General features: G+C 36.5%; 11 protein-coding genes. 3 read left to right on the top strand and 8 right to left on the bottom strand.

From position 1 onward, the window contains the following. The first annotated feature begins 121 nt into the window (after positions 1-121). Positions 122-1,432: a sensor histidine kinase gene (locus P0077_RS15830; protein WP_276166183.1), complete on the top strand. Its 1,311-nt coding sequence runs from the start codon at positions 122-124 to the stop codon at positions 1,430-1,432. 105 nt (positions 1,433-1,537) lie between these two features. On the opposite strand, the gene P0077_RS15835 is transcribed toward P0077_RS15830, so the two are convergent. The 4 genes from P0077_RS15835 to P0077_RS15850 all read right to left on the bottom strand — a co-directional run bounded on the left by P0077_RS15835 (position 1,538) and on the right by P0077_RS15850 (position 4,937). Then, a complete protein-coding gene (locus tag P0077_RS15835; RefSeq protein ID WP_276166184.1) occupies positions 1,538-2,242 on the bottom strand; it encodes a hypothetical protein in 705 nt (234 codons plus the stop codon). 182 nt (positions 2,243-2,424) lie between these two features. After that, positions 2,425-3,027 (bottom strand): class I SAM-dependent methyltransferase, encoded by a 603-nt coding sequence (locus P0077_RS15840; RefSeq protein WP_276166185.1) that lies wholly within the window; start codon positions 3,025-3,027, stop codon positions 2,425-2,427. Positions 3,028-3,425: 398 nt separating this feature from the next. Beyond that, a complete protein-coding gene (locus P0077_RS15845) occupies positions 3,426-4,361 on the bottom strand; it encodes a nuclear transport factor 2-like protein (RefSeq protein WP_276166186.1) in 936 nt (311 codons plus the stop codon). A 57-nt stretch (positions 4,362-4,418) separates the two neighbouring features. Beyond that, on the bottom strand, positions 4,419-4,937 hold the full coding sequence (locus P0077_RS15850; protein ID WP_276166187.1) for an ester cyclase: 519 nt from the start codon (positions 4,935-4,937) through the stop codon (positions 4,419-4,421). 218 nt (positions 4,938-5,155) lie between these two features. On the opposite strand from P0077_RS15850, the gene P0077_RS15855 reads away from it, so the two are divergent. Continuing rightward, a complete protein-coding gene (locus P0077_RS15855) occupies positions 5,156-7,117 on the top strand; it encodes a sensor histidine kinase (protein ID WP_276166188.1) in 1,962 nt (653 codons plus the stop codon). A 2-nt stretch (positions 7,118-7,119) separates the two neighbouring features. Next, entirely contained in the window at positions 7,120-7,851 is a 732-nt protein-coding gene (locus P0077_RS15860) for a response regulator (RefSeq protein WP_276166189.1), read from the top strand. Positions 7,852-7,905: 54 nt separating this feature from the next. On the opposite strand, the gene P0077_RS15865 is transcribed toward P0077_RS15860, so the two are convergent. From P0077_RS15865 to P0077_RS15880, 4 genes are all read right to left on the bottom strand, one after another. Further along, complete coding sequence (locus P0077_RS15865; protein ID WP_432422809.1) at positions 7,906-10,050, bottom strand: DUF349 domain-containing protein; 2,145 nt, start codon at positions 10,048-10,050, stop codon at positions 7,906-7,908. 191 nt (positions 10,051-10,241) lie between these two features. Further along, the gene (locus P0077_RS15870; RefSeq protein ID WP_276166191.1) at positions 10,242-10,982 is read right to left on the bottom strand and encodes a shikimate dehydrogenase family protein; all 741 of its coding nucleotides are present in this window, start codon (positions 10,980-10,982) and stop codon (positions 10,242-10,244) included. Positions 10,983-11,012: 30 nt separating this feature from the next. Further along, a complete protein-coding gene (locus tag P0077_RS15875) occupies positions 11,013-12,041 on the bottom strand; it encodes a DUF368 domain-containing protein (protein ID WP_276166192.1) in 1,029 nt (342 codons plus the stop codon). An 11-nt stretch (positions 12,042-12,052) separates the two neighbouring features. Beyond that, positions 12,053-12,967 carry a polyprenyl-phosphate transporter gene (locus P0077_RS15880; RefSeq protein WP_276166193.1) on the bottom strand — a complete coding sequence of 305 codons (915 nt, stop codon included), beginning with the start codon at positions 12,965-12,967 and terminating at the stop codon, positions 12,053-12,055. Positions 12,968-13,025: the final 58 nt, after the last annotated feature.

Consider the following 13,025-nt stretch of genomic DNA (forward strand, 5'->3'; position numbering starts at 1 on the left):
AATATTATAAAAATACATGCAAATCTCCAATAAAGTGTGTGACAGCAACGTTTCACTATAGGATAACAGAAAATTAAAAGGATTTTAGATAAATCAACTTTAAGGAAAAAGCAAAATTGTTATGGGCGAAAAGAATCTAATTGATAGTAATACAGATGATTTTGGACAGGTTGAGAAAGATAAAATTATAGAGCGCCAATTACGTTTTCAAGAGTTATTAATCAGTATTTCTACCACATACATTAATACGGATTTATCAAATATAGATGAGGTTCTAAACAAATCTTTAAAACAAATTGGTGAATTTGTAGAAGCGGACAGAAGCTATATTTTTTCTTATGACTTGGTCAATCGGACTACTTCTAATACCTATGAATGGTGTAATACGGGAATAGAGGCGGAGATTGATAATTTGCAAAATATTCCTATTGAGTTTCTTACCCAATGGCTGGACGCCCATAAAAAAGGTGAAGCCTTGTATATAGAAGATGTTAGCCAGTTACCTGATGGTGGAGAAAATAGTGTGCGTGGAATTTTAGAACCTCAAGGCATTAAAAGTCTAATTGCCATACCAAAGATTAAAAACAATGAATTAATCGGGTTTATTGGTTTTGATTCGGTTAGAAAAATTAACAAGTTTTCCGAAAATGAGAAGGAAATTCTTTTTGTGTTCGCAAATATGCTGGTAAATGTTATCCAAAGAAAAGAGCACGAAGAACTTATTAAAGAACAAGAACGGAAAAAGGAAGAATTGCTAAAAAGTTTATCACTTCAGAATGAGCAGTTAAATGAGTATGCTCATGCCGTTTCTCATGACTTAAAGGCCCCGTTAGTAAATATAAACACCTTAATTAGTTGGTTTATAGATGATAATAAAGAGGCGCTGAGCGAAGATTCATTTGAGCCATTGCATAAAGTTCTCTTTAATGTGGAGAAAATGGACCAAATTATTAAAGGTATTTTAGATTATTCAACAATTGATAAATTAGAGTCTGATGACAGGCAAATTGATATTAACGGATTGATAGGTGAGGTTCTAAAGACGATTACGGTACCGGATAATATAAAAATTTCTGTACAGGAAAATATGCCAAAACTGATTGGCAGTACTTGGAAGTTTGAGAAAGTCTTTCAAAACTTAATTACCAATAGCATAAAGTATAGCGATAAAGAGCAAGGAGTCATTGAAATTGGATTTACTGAAAACAATGAGTTTTACGAGTTTTTTGTAAAAGATAATGGAATTGGAATCAATCCTGATTATTTTGAACGAATATTCAAGGTTTTTACAAAATTAGAAAGTACCAGTTCCTCTTCGGGAATAGGTTTGTCCATTGTTAAAAAAATTGTGGAATACCACAGTGGAAAGATTTGGGTGGAAAGCCAAGAAGGCTCTGGAAGCACCTTTTATTTTACTATTTTAAAAAAGTAGCTAAGTATTTAATGATTACCAATTAGGGCCATAAATTAAACTAAGTTCTTTTTTTTTAATTTGTCAAGCTCTATTTGAAATTGGAATACCCCACGTTATCACTTATTAGCCATCAATTTGGTCGGTTTGTACAAAGTCGTTGATCGCTTGTAAATTGTACTCTTCTTCAGTGTTTAAATTGCATAAATGCATCATGTTGTAGTTTAGGACCCTGTTTTCTCCCTCAAGTTTTTCTATGATTTCTGCACTATGAAAAACACCAAATGTGGCATCTTCAAAAGATTTACTGTTATTCAGTAACAATAGTCTATAATTCTCTTTAGGGAAAGGGTTTAACTCGGTAATAAAAGGTTCTAGAACACTGTTATCTAGAATAAGGTTTGCATCTGGGTCACCTCCAAAGAATTCTTTAAGAGAAATTTGCTGGCTATCAATGTATTTGGAATAGTCCGTAACATATACTTTATTGTTCACCTTTGTTGGTTCATAGCCCAACATCAAAAATGAGTGTGGCTTGGCAGTGTCTCGGTGAGGTCTGCTAGAATGTTGGTGGTTGAACCTGCCGATACTTTGAAAATTAAGTTGCTTGTTTAAGTGCAGCTCACAGAGTTTAGAAAGTTCGTTTTTAATATCCACCATATTTTGCCTAAATGTTGTGGAATCTATTTTATTTCCAAAATTCCAAACGTAAAATCCGGGTTCATTGGCAGACTTTCTAAAAACATCATTGTATGCTGTCTGTAGGCTTTGTTTTGAAACTGTTGGGGCAATAGCGTTGCTCCCATTTTGCAATTCTTCATTTGTATCCATCAACATTCTTTTAAGTTTCCGATAATCGGGTTAGCTATAGGTAAAACAACTTACTTCTAAACCCATAATACAGCAGCTTTGTTAAATTTTTGGGGTACAAAAATAGGCAAACCATTCATTAAAAATGGGGACTGCAATCATAAGAAAAACTGAAAGTTTGGAGTTTTGCGAGGAAAAATTTTTTAGTTTTTTTCGCATTTAATTAAAAACATGGGCTGGTTTTCCTCTACTTCAACAATTTCATAGAGGCCATGATCACCAAATTCAGATGCAATTGATTCTTTGTCATAATAGAATATTTTCACCCCTTTGTGAAATTCGTATCGGTCTTTTTCAATTCGCTTTCCTTTACCAAAATTTTGGGCACCTTTTGTTATTGCGGTAAAAACCATTTGGCCGTTATCTGCCAGCTGGTTATAGCAGTCATGTATTAATTTTGTTCTTTCGTTTGTGTCAAGTAGGTGTATGAGTGCGTAACAGAAAATACCGTCATATTTTTTATTGTCAAATGGCATTTCTGTAACGGAACCGTGATAAAAGGTCATTTCGGTACCATAATGTTTTTGGGCTAAATCAATAGCGGTTTTAGAGATTTCAATTCCCGTAACCTCAATTCCATTTTCTCTGAAAACTTGCGCATTGCGCCCGTATCCAATACCAGGAATAAGTATATTTCTTAAATTTTTCTCAACAAAGAAATCTTTGGTCAATTCAGCGGATTTTGCAGGGTCAAGGCCCCACATTTCTTGTTTTTCGCTGAAATTTTCTTCCCAAAATTCTGCCATTTTTTATAGTTTTTATTTTATCGAACCTTCCAGTTTAATTGTAGTGCAGCTAAAACAGTTAATTGGTTTTATAAACTTAAAGATACACAGACTCTGTGAACAAGCATAAAAGTCAATATTAAATTTGGGCTATACTTTTACACAACCCGGCACGCCTATATCTGGCTGATTTACTTTGTTTTCAATTTAAGTTATAAGCTTCTAACTCAACTTCCATCCTAAAATCAGATGTTATCAATTATTTGGAAATCGGACTTTTTCGGTATAAAAAAAAGACCCAGAAATGAATTCCGGGCCTTTCTAAAGTCGGTCAGTTTTGGTAAGTAGCTAATTCAAACCATTAGTGACGAGACACAATCGTTTTGAGTTTATAGTTGTTCGGGATAAGCTCAGCAGTATTACTTTTCTAATAAAGTGCGGTTGAAATAAATTATTTCTGATATGATTTTTCCTTCTTCATCAAAATCATCGTTAATGTGCATGGCAAGCTCTATTTCTTTTTTATCCGACTTTCTAATCAGGTGAAAATTCCACCAGGATAGAACCGATCTGCCATTGTCCATTTCATATTCCAGATAATCAGGGTAACCGATCATATCTATACTTTTTATTTCAAAATTGTCTAAAAATTCTTGCCTGACTGCCTTTACGGCATCTCTAGTAATTGGAGCGTTCAAGTCATCGTTAATATTATAGAATCGGGCATCTTCACTATAATAGTCGATAGCCTTGTCCAAATCCCCATTTTCAAAGGCATACACAGCCTTTCGGACGGTATTGATATTATCATGGTGGTTGTAGATGGTACCATTGGTACGATCTGATAAACTTTTATACATTTCCTCAAAAATGCCTTCGTTCATATAGATGATTTCTGTTTTTATTTTTAGGTCTTTGGTAAGCAGGTACAGGCCGTGAACGGGGGAAGTGAATTTCACACCGGTTTTCTTATGAACTCCTTTTATCAGTTCCCAAGTTTGCACCCATATTTCACCGTTTTCATTGTCCTTTTTGTACTCAATGGCATCAGGGTAAGCACCAGGGAAATCACTTATAGAGAAGTAGTCAAGTTCATCGTACCAGCGGTAAGCACTTTTTAAATAGCGTGCCTTTTCTGTTCCTTTTATATTAGAATCTGTAGACACCCCATTATAAGATTTAAAATCATCGGTCAATAAACTGGCTAATTTAACAGTGTCTCCACTGGCAAAGGCCTCTGTAAAAGTTGCAAGGACATCAATAGATGGGTGTTCAGAATAAACGGTTCCATTTTTCTTTTGGGCCAGAGTGATGAGCGAAGTCATCATTACGAGAATTACAATTGTTTTTTTCATTTTGTAAAGGTTTGATTATTAAAGTGGTTTAATGTTTATTGGGTTTAATTTTAGTTGTCATTCAAGTATAGGTTGATTTAAGGTGTAGCCTAACTGCTGAAGAAACTCCAGCTCATTATAATAGATGTCTTCTTGTGCTATTTTACCCTGGTTATTAAATAGGATAGTAGCGTAGCCGTTTATTTTAATTTTTTTGCCCGTAGCAGGTATTTCACTAAATGTTCCGGTATTTGTGCCGGTGAATGTCCATTGGGTGAATAGTTGTCTATCCTTGATCGTAATGGTTTCAGTGATGATTTTGGCATCCGGAAAGCCTGTAAAATAGAGGGTCATAAAGGCCTGCTTTTCACTTTGGTTATTGGCTATTCGGATACCGTTGTGATTACAGGTATAATTATTTGCAATGGTGGATTTTAGAGTATCCATGTTTTTTTCGTTCCATGCTATTTCTATGAAGTTTTTGAAATTAGCAGTGAGTTGTTGCTCTTGTGCGGTAGGATCATGAGTGGTGCCATTGTCTTTGCAAGACAGCGGTATAATGATAAGAAATGAGAATAAAAGTCCTAAAGCTTTCATAGCTACCCTACATATGAAGGTTATTAATTTAGCAGGAGGAACTTTGCATATAATTTTGAATGAAGCTATTGATTTCTAATACGCAAGGTTTGTGAAAAAGGACGAAGTACTCTAATTACTGTCCGAATAGCCAAATAATTTTACCGAAGTAAATATTGTAGGATTGTTGTATATTTAAACATCCTCATTTTTTCCCCTGGTGAGAAACACAACCAACCATGGAAAAAAAAATATTCTACTCCGTTTTTTTCTTTTCTTTTTTTATCCTGAATTGTACGCCGCTCTTTGCTCAAATTACGGAGTTGTACGATGGCAAATCCTATAAAAAAATATTTGTAGAAACGGATAATTTCGGAGCTTCTTACTTAGATTTCCTAGAGAAATCTTATCCTTTGGCAAGACCGGATTCCGTTAAGTTCTCCATGCTTAATGATCTTGCTTATTATTGGCACACTAGAAACTTGACCAAAGCGATGGAGTTTACTAAAGTAGGCTTGGCATTGACCAAAACAAGTAATGACACGCTGTGGGAAGGCCGTTTTCAGATAACCGAAGCCGCAATTTTACTCCGAAAGGAAAAGCTTGACCAAGCCGAAAAAGTGCTGGAAAGTGCAAAGTGTAAGGTTATGGAAAAGGATTTAGCGCATTTAAATACCCAATTAGGGTATGTATACGAGCGTAGGGGGAAATTAGGCAAAGCCGCAGACTATGCCCTTGAAGCCTTACGAGTAGGTGAAAAATTGAACGATAATCGGGCAATTGCAATGGCATATAGCGATTTAAGTAATCTCTTTTGGAAACAGTCAAAGTTTGAAACGGGTCTAGAATACGGACTCAAATCATTGTTGCTATATGAAGAGCGCCGTATTAATGATTTAGATTATGATTTTACGCTTTTTGTCGTTGGAAATAACTACTTGTCATTGGGCAGGCATGAAGAGGCCTTAAACTACCTTCGGCATTCTATTGCTATTGGCGAGCGTTATGGTTTTTACAATAACCTGAGCGATGCCTATATGGTTATGTTGGATACATATGCTTATCTCAACGAATTTGAAAAAGCTGAAGAAGCTGGTTCCAATGCCTTGAAATATGCGGAGTTGCTAGATAATAATTTTCTAACGATGCGAAGTTGGCTCTCCATTGGTAAGGTGAAGAACCTGCAGGGGAAGTATACCTCTGCCATTGACTGTCTTGAAAAATCCATTACCATAGCTACAGATGATTTTGGCGATGCATTCTTTTTGAGTCAGGCGTATGAGGCTTTGGGCAAGGCGCATGCGGGAAACCATCAGTATAAAGAAGCTTATACCGCACTTGCTAAGTACGATACATATAAGGCTGCTGTTTTTACGGCCGAGGCAGACAATAGAACATCATTGTTAAGAACAGAATTTGACGTAGCCGGTAAAGAGGGAAAGATTCGCTCACAAGAAGCCCTCATTTCAAAACAGCGTACCACACAAAACCTGATTATTGTTATTGCCGGACTGTTACTTTTACTTCTGTTAATTTCCTACAAGGCAATTCAGAATAAATTAAAGGCAAACAAAATGCTCGAAAAGCAAAATAAGGAGAAGGAATTTTTGCTAAAGGAAATACATCATAGGGTTAAGAACAACTTGGAAATTGTATCTAGTTTACTATCGCTACAATCTGCACGAATAAAGGATGCCGGTATGCTTTCCACCATGAGGGAAAGCCAACATAGGGTTCAGAGTATGGGTATGATCCATCAAAAGCTGTATACCGGCAAGAATTTGGCAGCGGTTGAAATGAAGGGCTATTTTAAGCAGTTGGGCGAATATATTATTGATGCTTTTGGAGCCAATGAAAATGTGCGTTTAGAGGTTGAAATGGAAAATCTAGAGTTAGATGTTGATTTGGCTATTCCCATTGGACTTATTGTAAACGAACTGTTTACGAATTCACTAAAATATGCTTTTCCAAAAGGAAGAAAAGGGAAGATTAGAATAAGCCTGGTAGAAGAAAAAGGGAAACTAAAGTTAGAGGTTATGGATAACGGTATAGGGAAACAACTAGATACAAATACCCAAGGCACAGGATTTGGCACACAATTGGTAGAGTTGCTTACAAAACAATTGGATGGCAAAATGATACTTAAAATAAATCCGGGAACAGCAGTATCCATTCAATTTGAACCTGGCAAAGCGGCGTGAATATGAAGAACAAGACCCGAATACTTATAGTGGAAGATGACATGATTATAGCTGCCAATATCTCATTGCAATTAGAGAGTTTGGGATATGAAGTTACTGGCATCGTAACAAGGGGAGAGGAAGCTTTAATGCAAACCAAAGAGAATGCACCTGATATTTTATTGCTTGATATTAATTTAAAAGGACCTTTGAACGGTATTCAAACGGCAATGGAAATTCATAAGCATAGTGATATTCCCGTTATCTATCTTACGGCCAATACAGATGAAGCCACATTTTCTGCGGCCAAGGAAACCAAACCCAAGGCCTTTATAACAAAGCCCTTCAATAAATTAAATCTAGAGCGGACTATAGAATTGGTAGCTGACCAGCTAGTGAAGGAGAATGTCCAAACAGCATCGCTACCTGATCTAGAAGTTCTTGAGGATCGCGTATTTATTCGCTATAATGGTAAAATGGAAAAACTGCTGCTAGATGATATGCTTTATATTGAAGCGAACCGGAATTACTGCACTGTGGTGACCCAAACGAAACGTTTTGTATTGAGCCAAACCCTGAAAATAATGCAAGAACGACTGCCGAAAGCCAATTTTGTTCGCGTACACCGATCGTTTATAGTGAACATCTCTAAGCTTGATACAATTGCTGATGACCATTTAGTTATCAATAGAAAGGTTATTCCATTGAGTAAATCCCAGAAAGAACTACTATTTCAGAGGATACAGACCATTTAATGGGGTATTACTCCCCATACCATTCAAATATATTAGCTGCATTAAAGCTACATCTTACTCTTCTTCGCTTCCTTCTGCTGTTTCTTCCTCAGCATCGTTAGCCCTGTTTAAATCATTTTTTAAGATGTTGAGTTTCTTTAGCTTCGCTTTCCAGGTCTCTAAAGTTTCTTTATGCGCGTCTACGCGTTTAATTACATCACGAACTAAAGGGTTATCTTCGGAAGCGTTGGAGAAGAACTGAAGGTTTGTTTCTAATTGACGAATCTCACCTTTACTTTCCTCTATTTTCTTACGGATGAAACTACGCTCGTTTTGTATAGCTCGTTCGTTATCGGCATTTGCCAATTCCTGAATTTTATTTCCATATTTCAACAATTCCGACTCTTGACGGTCAATATCCAATTTCTTGAAAATTCCGTCTAGAATTTTATTGAACTTTTGGTCTATGTTCTTTTTCTTAAAAGGAACTCTACCATATGATTTCCACTCCGCAATAAACGCTTTTATAGCTTTAAGGTCTTCGTCTCGCTTGCCGGACAGTTTAAAAGCGGACACTTTTTCAAGACAGGCACTTTTCTTCTCAAAGTTTTCTTGCTCTTCTTTAAGCCCTTCATTTTTTAGGGCATGTAGACGGTCAAAATAATGGTTGCAAGCGGTTTTGAACTCCTTCCATATCTTATCTGAGTATTTTCTAGGTACGTGTCCAATTTGCTTCCATTCATTCTGAATGCGTTTCATTTCTGGGGTAACCCTGTCATACTCTTCGCTATCTTTTAGCGCAACGGCACGGTCAAGTAATGCTCTTTTTTTGTCTAGGTTTTCTTGTTGTTCCTTCTTTAGGTTCTTGTAATAGGCATTTTTGCTCCTATTGAAATTACGAACGGCCGTTTTGAAAGCATCCCAGGTTTTTTCATTTTGACTTCTAGGGACTTTACCAGCTTCGAAAAAAGCATTTCTACGTTCTTCCAGTTTTTTGATTTGTTGCTGTAGCGCTTTGTGGCTGGTAGCAACATTTTGGGACATAGCTTCAATAGTAGCTATTATTTCATTCTTTTTAACCAGATTCTGCTCGTATTGTGCATCAAGCTCTTTGTAATGGTCTTGCCTTCTCTGGTGCAAGACCTTTGTGGCATTACTAAAACGCTCCCATATTTCCTCACGATGTTCTTGACCTACAGGACCAATATCCTCTTTCCAGATTTTATGCAAGGTCTGTAAATCTCTAAAAGCAATGGTCAGGTCTGGCTCTTTGGCTAGGGTTTCCGCCTGTATCACTAATTTCTCCTTTTCTTCTAAATTATGTTTAAAATCAAGGTCCCGTAACTCTCGGTTCAGGTGTAGAAAATCATAAAAGATTTCAATGTGATGTTGATAGGTACGCCATACATTGTTGTACTCGGTCCTTGGTATGGGGCCAGCATTACGCCAGTTTTCCTGAAGTTCCTTGAACGCTTTGTAAGTGGTGTTCATGTCCTCATCAACATTGACAAGACCTTTTAGTTCTTCAATGATCTCAAGGCGTCTGTTAAGATTTTCTTTGAGGTTTTTTTCGAGGGATTTATAGTATTGATTGCGTTTCTCACGATAATCACCATAAACCTCGTTGAATTGTCTTTTAGTTACTGAATTGTATCTAAAGTCAATTTCATTACCTCCTCCATTTATAAAATCTTCCTTTTTCCCTTCAATGAATTCTTGAAATTTTAGGTCAAATTCAGATTTAATGCCATCTACATGTTTCTTTATGGCCTGCACTTTTTCATTACGAACCAATTTTTGAAGTTCACCTACCAAATTTTCCATAGACATGGAATGGTAATCCAAAAGTGGAATAGTATGGCGTTCTTTGTTGTCCGTATCTTCTGCATCTTCAGCATTGTTCTCGTCAATTTCGTCAAGAACATCTTCTTTTTCCTCCGTTTTCTCTTCTTTTTTAGGAGCAGCAGTAGCAGTTTCTTCTTTAATAGATTCGGACGGAGATTCTTTTTCGGAAGCTGAAGGTTGCTCAACTTCGGGAGTTACCGTTGTTTGTGCTTCGTTGTAAGAGCCTTCATCCTCGGGTGTTCCGGATAGTTCTTTTTCAGGAGTAGCCACCGTTTGAGAAGCCTCCGTACTAGTGGAATTCTCCGTATTTTCGATGATTTCTTCTTTGTTTTCTTCCCCTACGTTATGTTGTAGTTCCCGTTCCTTATCTTCCATCATTTCTAAGATATTGATTTTGCAAAATGCAAGGGTAAGATACTAACAACCACTCTAACAACAAAAGGTATAGGGGTATTTTAGCTTTTAGCAAAAATGTGGATTTCTCCGCAGACCTTGTAAAAGCCAATGAAATTGTAACTGTCTTTTAGTAAGTTGATTAGATGTGAAACGAAAGAAGGAAGACCGGATTAACTTTCTTGCCAAATCTGCCATGAACGGTCTGCTTGAAGTTCTAACATTCGTAAACCGTTACAGATTTGGGCTCCTTTGGACTCTCCTGCTCTTAAAAAGGCAGTTTTTTCAGGATTGTAGATAAGGTCGAATAGAAAATGTTGATCACTAAGAAAATCGTAGGGTAGGGAAGGACGCTCCTCAATATTTGGGTGAGTACCAAGAGGAGTACAGTTCACTAAAATTGTATGATCTTTTAATACGTCTTTAGTAACTTGATCATAGCTTATTTTATTATTACCAGGACTTCTCGAGACGAAAGTATAGGAAATACCAAGCTCACCTAAAACATATGCTACGGCTTTGGAAGCACCACCGGTACCCAATATTAATGCTTTGGTGTGGTGAGGTTTTAAAAAAGGCAACATGGCATTCTTAAATCCATAAGCATCCGTATTAAAGCCTTTTAAGCCGTTTTCCGTAAATTGGATGGTATTCACGGCTCCTATTTTTTCAGCTTCCTGATCGAGTTCGTCTAAAAATGGCATTACTTGTTGTTTGTAGGGTATGGTAACATTCATACCATAAATATCCTTGTTGTCTTTTAGCACGTCTGTAATTTCTTCAATAGCTTGAAAGTCGAAGTTCTCATAAGAATGGTCATCTAGACCCATATTAGAAAATTTCTCCGTGAAATACCCACGAGAGAATGAATATGAAATATCTTTTCCTATTAATCCGAATCTTACTTTTTTCATTTTTCTGTTTTGAGATAAATGCGAAGCCTTTTATACTGTAGCCTCTGTATCTTTTCTAACTTTGCCATACCAGTCCAATACTAACAAAATGGCAATTCCTACAGCAACAAAAAAGAGCGCCCACCAGGTTTCAGAACTCCCTAAGTCAGGAAAAAAACGCTCATAGTTACTAATAATTTGTTTTCCATTACTATCAAGAATCATTTCTCCGGAAGCATCCATTTTAAAAATAGTACGTTTCCATGGCCAAACTACACCTAAAGAACCGGTTATAAACCCAATAATAACGGCGGTGGTAATGTGTTTAAAGTGTTTTAAAACATAGGTCAATAAATGAGAAAGGCTTACTAAGCCTGTGGCTGAACCTGCTGTGAAAACTGCTAGAATAGTTAAAGTGTCCAGTCGTTCCGGGTTACTCGTAAAACTATAATCTCCTTTCAGAAGTTCAGCAAAAGTATCATAAAGTGCGTTTACGGAATCTACCAAGAGCAATACATAATTGCCTAGAAGTATAAGGATAAATGAGCCCGAAAGACCAGGTAAAGTCATACCGGATACGCTAATGATACCACAGGCAAAAATGAAAAATAGATTATCATTTTCTTTTGCCGGGTTTAGGAAACTTATGGAAATTCCTACAATAAGCCCAACTATACCAGCTATTATTGTTTTTCTGTTCCAGTGTTCAAAGTCTTTTGAAATATAATAAATGGAACCCAAAATCATCCCAAAAAAAGCAGACCATACAAAAAGCTCTTTTTGTGCCAAAAAATAATCAAGCAGTTTGGAAACGCTGAAATAGCTTACAAGCATTCCAAAAATAAGAAGCGATAAAAATGTACCGTTTATATATCTAAAAAAGCTTTTAAACCTTCCGTTTAATAGTAGTTTGAAGGCTTTTCCATTTACTTTTTGAAGGGAGTAAATAAACTCTTCATAGAACCCGCCTACAAAAGCGACTATACCACCTGAAACACCGGGGACTTTGTTTGCAGCACCCATGCACAGACCTTTTATGACCAAAAAGAATTTGTCAGTAAATGTTCTGGTGTTATACATGCACGGGGGACTTATTTTTTTGAAGCAGTTCTTTCAAGAATAAATATAACCAAGAAACCGGCCAGTGCGGCTATGATAGCTACCATAAGTTGATTATCTCCTTCAAAGTTAAACGGACTCACATTTTCGTCTATGGTGATAATTTTTTCTCCAATGGTCTTTGTTTCCAAAACTCTTTTCCAAGGCCATATTTTATTTAAAGAACCAACTATAAACCCGGTCAATAAGGCAAGGGTCAGGTTTTTTTGGTTATTGAACATCCACTTTAAAAGCTTAGCAAAACTTAAAAGGCCAAAAATAGCACCTACACCAACAACGCCTATAACCTTAAAATCAAGATTATGTACCGCATCTATTATAGTTTTATAAGATCCTAGCAAAACTAAAATAAACGCTCCCGAAATTCCAGGAAGAATCATAGCGCAGATGGCTAATGCTCCTGAAAGGAAGAGGTAGGGTAGGCTGTCCGCACTTTCCGAAGGTGGTAAAATAGTAATGTAATATGCTATTGCTGCACCTACAATTAAAGCGATTATAGTTTTTGCATTCCATTTTTGAACCTCTTTACCTACAAGCAGTATACTTGCTATAACTAGACCAAAAAAGAAGGACCATATTAGAATAGGTTTATTTTCTAACAACCAACTCACAAGTTTTGCTAAAGAGAGCACACTTATACCAATACCTAAAAATAGGGCCATGAGAAAATTACCGTTCAGTTTGGTCCATGCAGATTTTAGTCCGTTTTCTTTAAGTTCTTTAAAGAGGGAAAGGTCTACGTTGTTTATTGAGGTGATAAGCTCTTCGTAAATTCCAGAAATAAAAGCAATTGTTCCTCCTGAGACTCCCGGTACAACATCTGCAGCGCCCATAGCCATTCCTTTTAGGGTAATAAAGGTATAGTCTAAAAAGTTTCTTTTTTCCATGTGATTTGTTCGTTGAAAAGCAAAAATAGCTTTTAAAATTTGAACGTAGGAAAAAATG

It is taken from the genome of Zobellia alginiliquefaciens (assembly GCF_029323795.1).
Classification (GTDB): domain Bacteria; phylum Bacteroidota; class Bacteroidia; order Flavobacteriales; family Flavobacteriaceae; genus Zobellia; species Zobellia alginiliquefaciens.

Coding starts and splice junctions, on each gene's coding strand:
- P0077_RS15870 (WP_276166191.1), bottom strand. CDS start 10,982: ATGAAAAAAGTAAGATTCGGATTAATAGGAAAAGATATTTCATATTCA.
- P0077_RS15830 (WP_276166183.1), top strand. CDS start 122: ATGGGCGAAAAGAATCTAATTGATAGTAATACAGATGATTTTGGACAG.
- P0077_RS15835 (WP_276166184.1), bottom strand. CDS start 2,242: ATGGATACAAATGAAGAATTGCAAAATGGGAGCAACGCTATTGCCCCA.
- P0077_RS15865 (WP_432422809.1), bottom strand. CDS start 10,050: ATGGAAGATAAGGAACGGGAACTACAACATAACGTAGGGGAAGAAAAC.
- P0077_RS15840 (WP_276166185.1), bottom strand. CDS start 3,027: ATGGCAGAATTTTGGGAAGAAAATTTCAGCGAAAAACAAGAAATGTGG.
- P0077_RS15880 (WP_276166193.1), bottom strand. CDS start 12,967: ATGGAAAAAAGAAACTTTTTAGACTATACCTTTATTACCCTAAAAGGA.
- P0077_RS15845 (WP_276166186.1), bottom strand. CDS start 4,361: ATGAAAAAAACAATTGTAATTCTCGTAATGATGACTTCGCTCATCACT.
- P0077_RS15875 (WP_276166192.1), bottom strand. CDS start 12,041: ATGTATAACACCAGAACATTTACTGACAAATTCTTTTTGGTCATAAAA.
- P0077_RS15850 (WP_276166187.1), bottom strand. CDS start 4,937: ATGAAAGCTTTAGGACTTTTATTCTCATTTCTTATCATTATACCGCTG.
- P0077_RS15860 (WP_276166189.1), top strand. CDS start 7,120: ATGAAGAACAAGACCCGAATACTTATAGTGGAAGATGACATGATTATA.
- P0077_RS15855 (WP_276166188.1), top strand. CDS start 5,156: ATGGAAAAAAAAATATTCTACTCCGTTTTTTTCTTTTCTTTTTTTATC.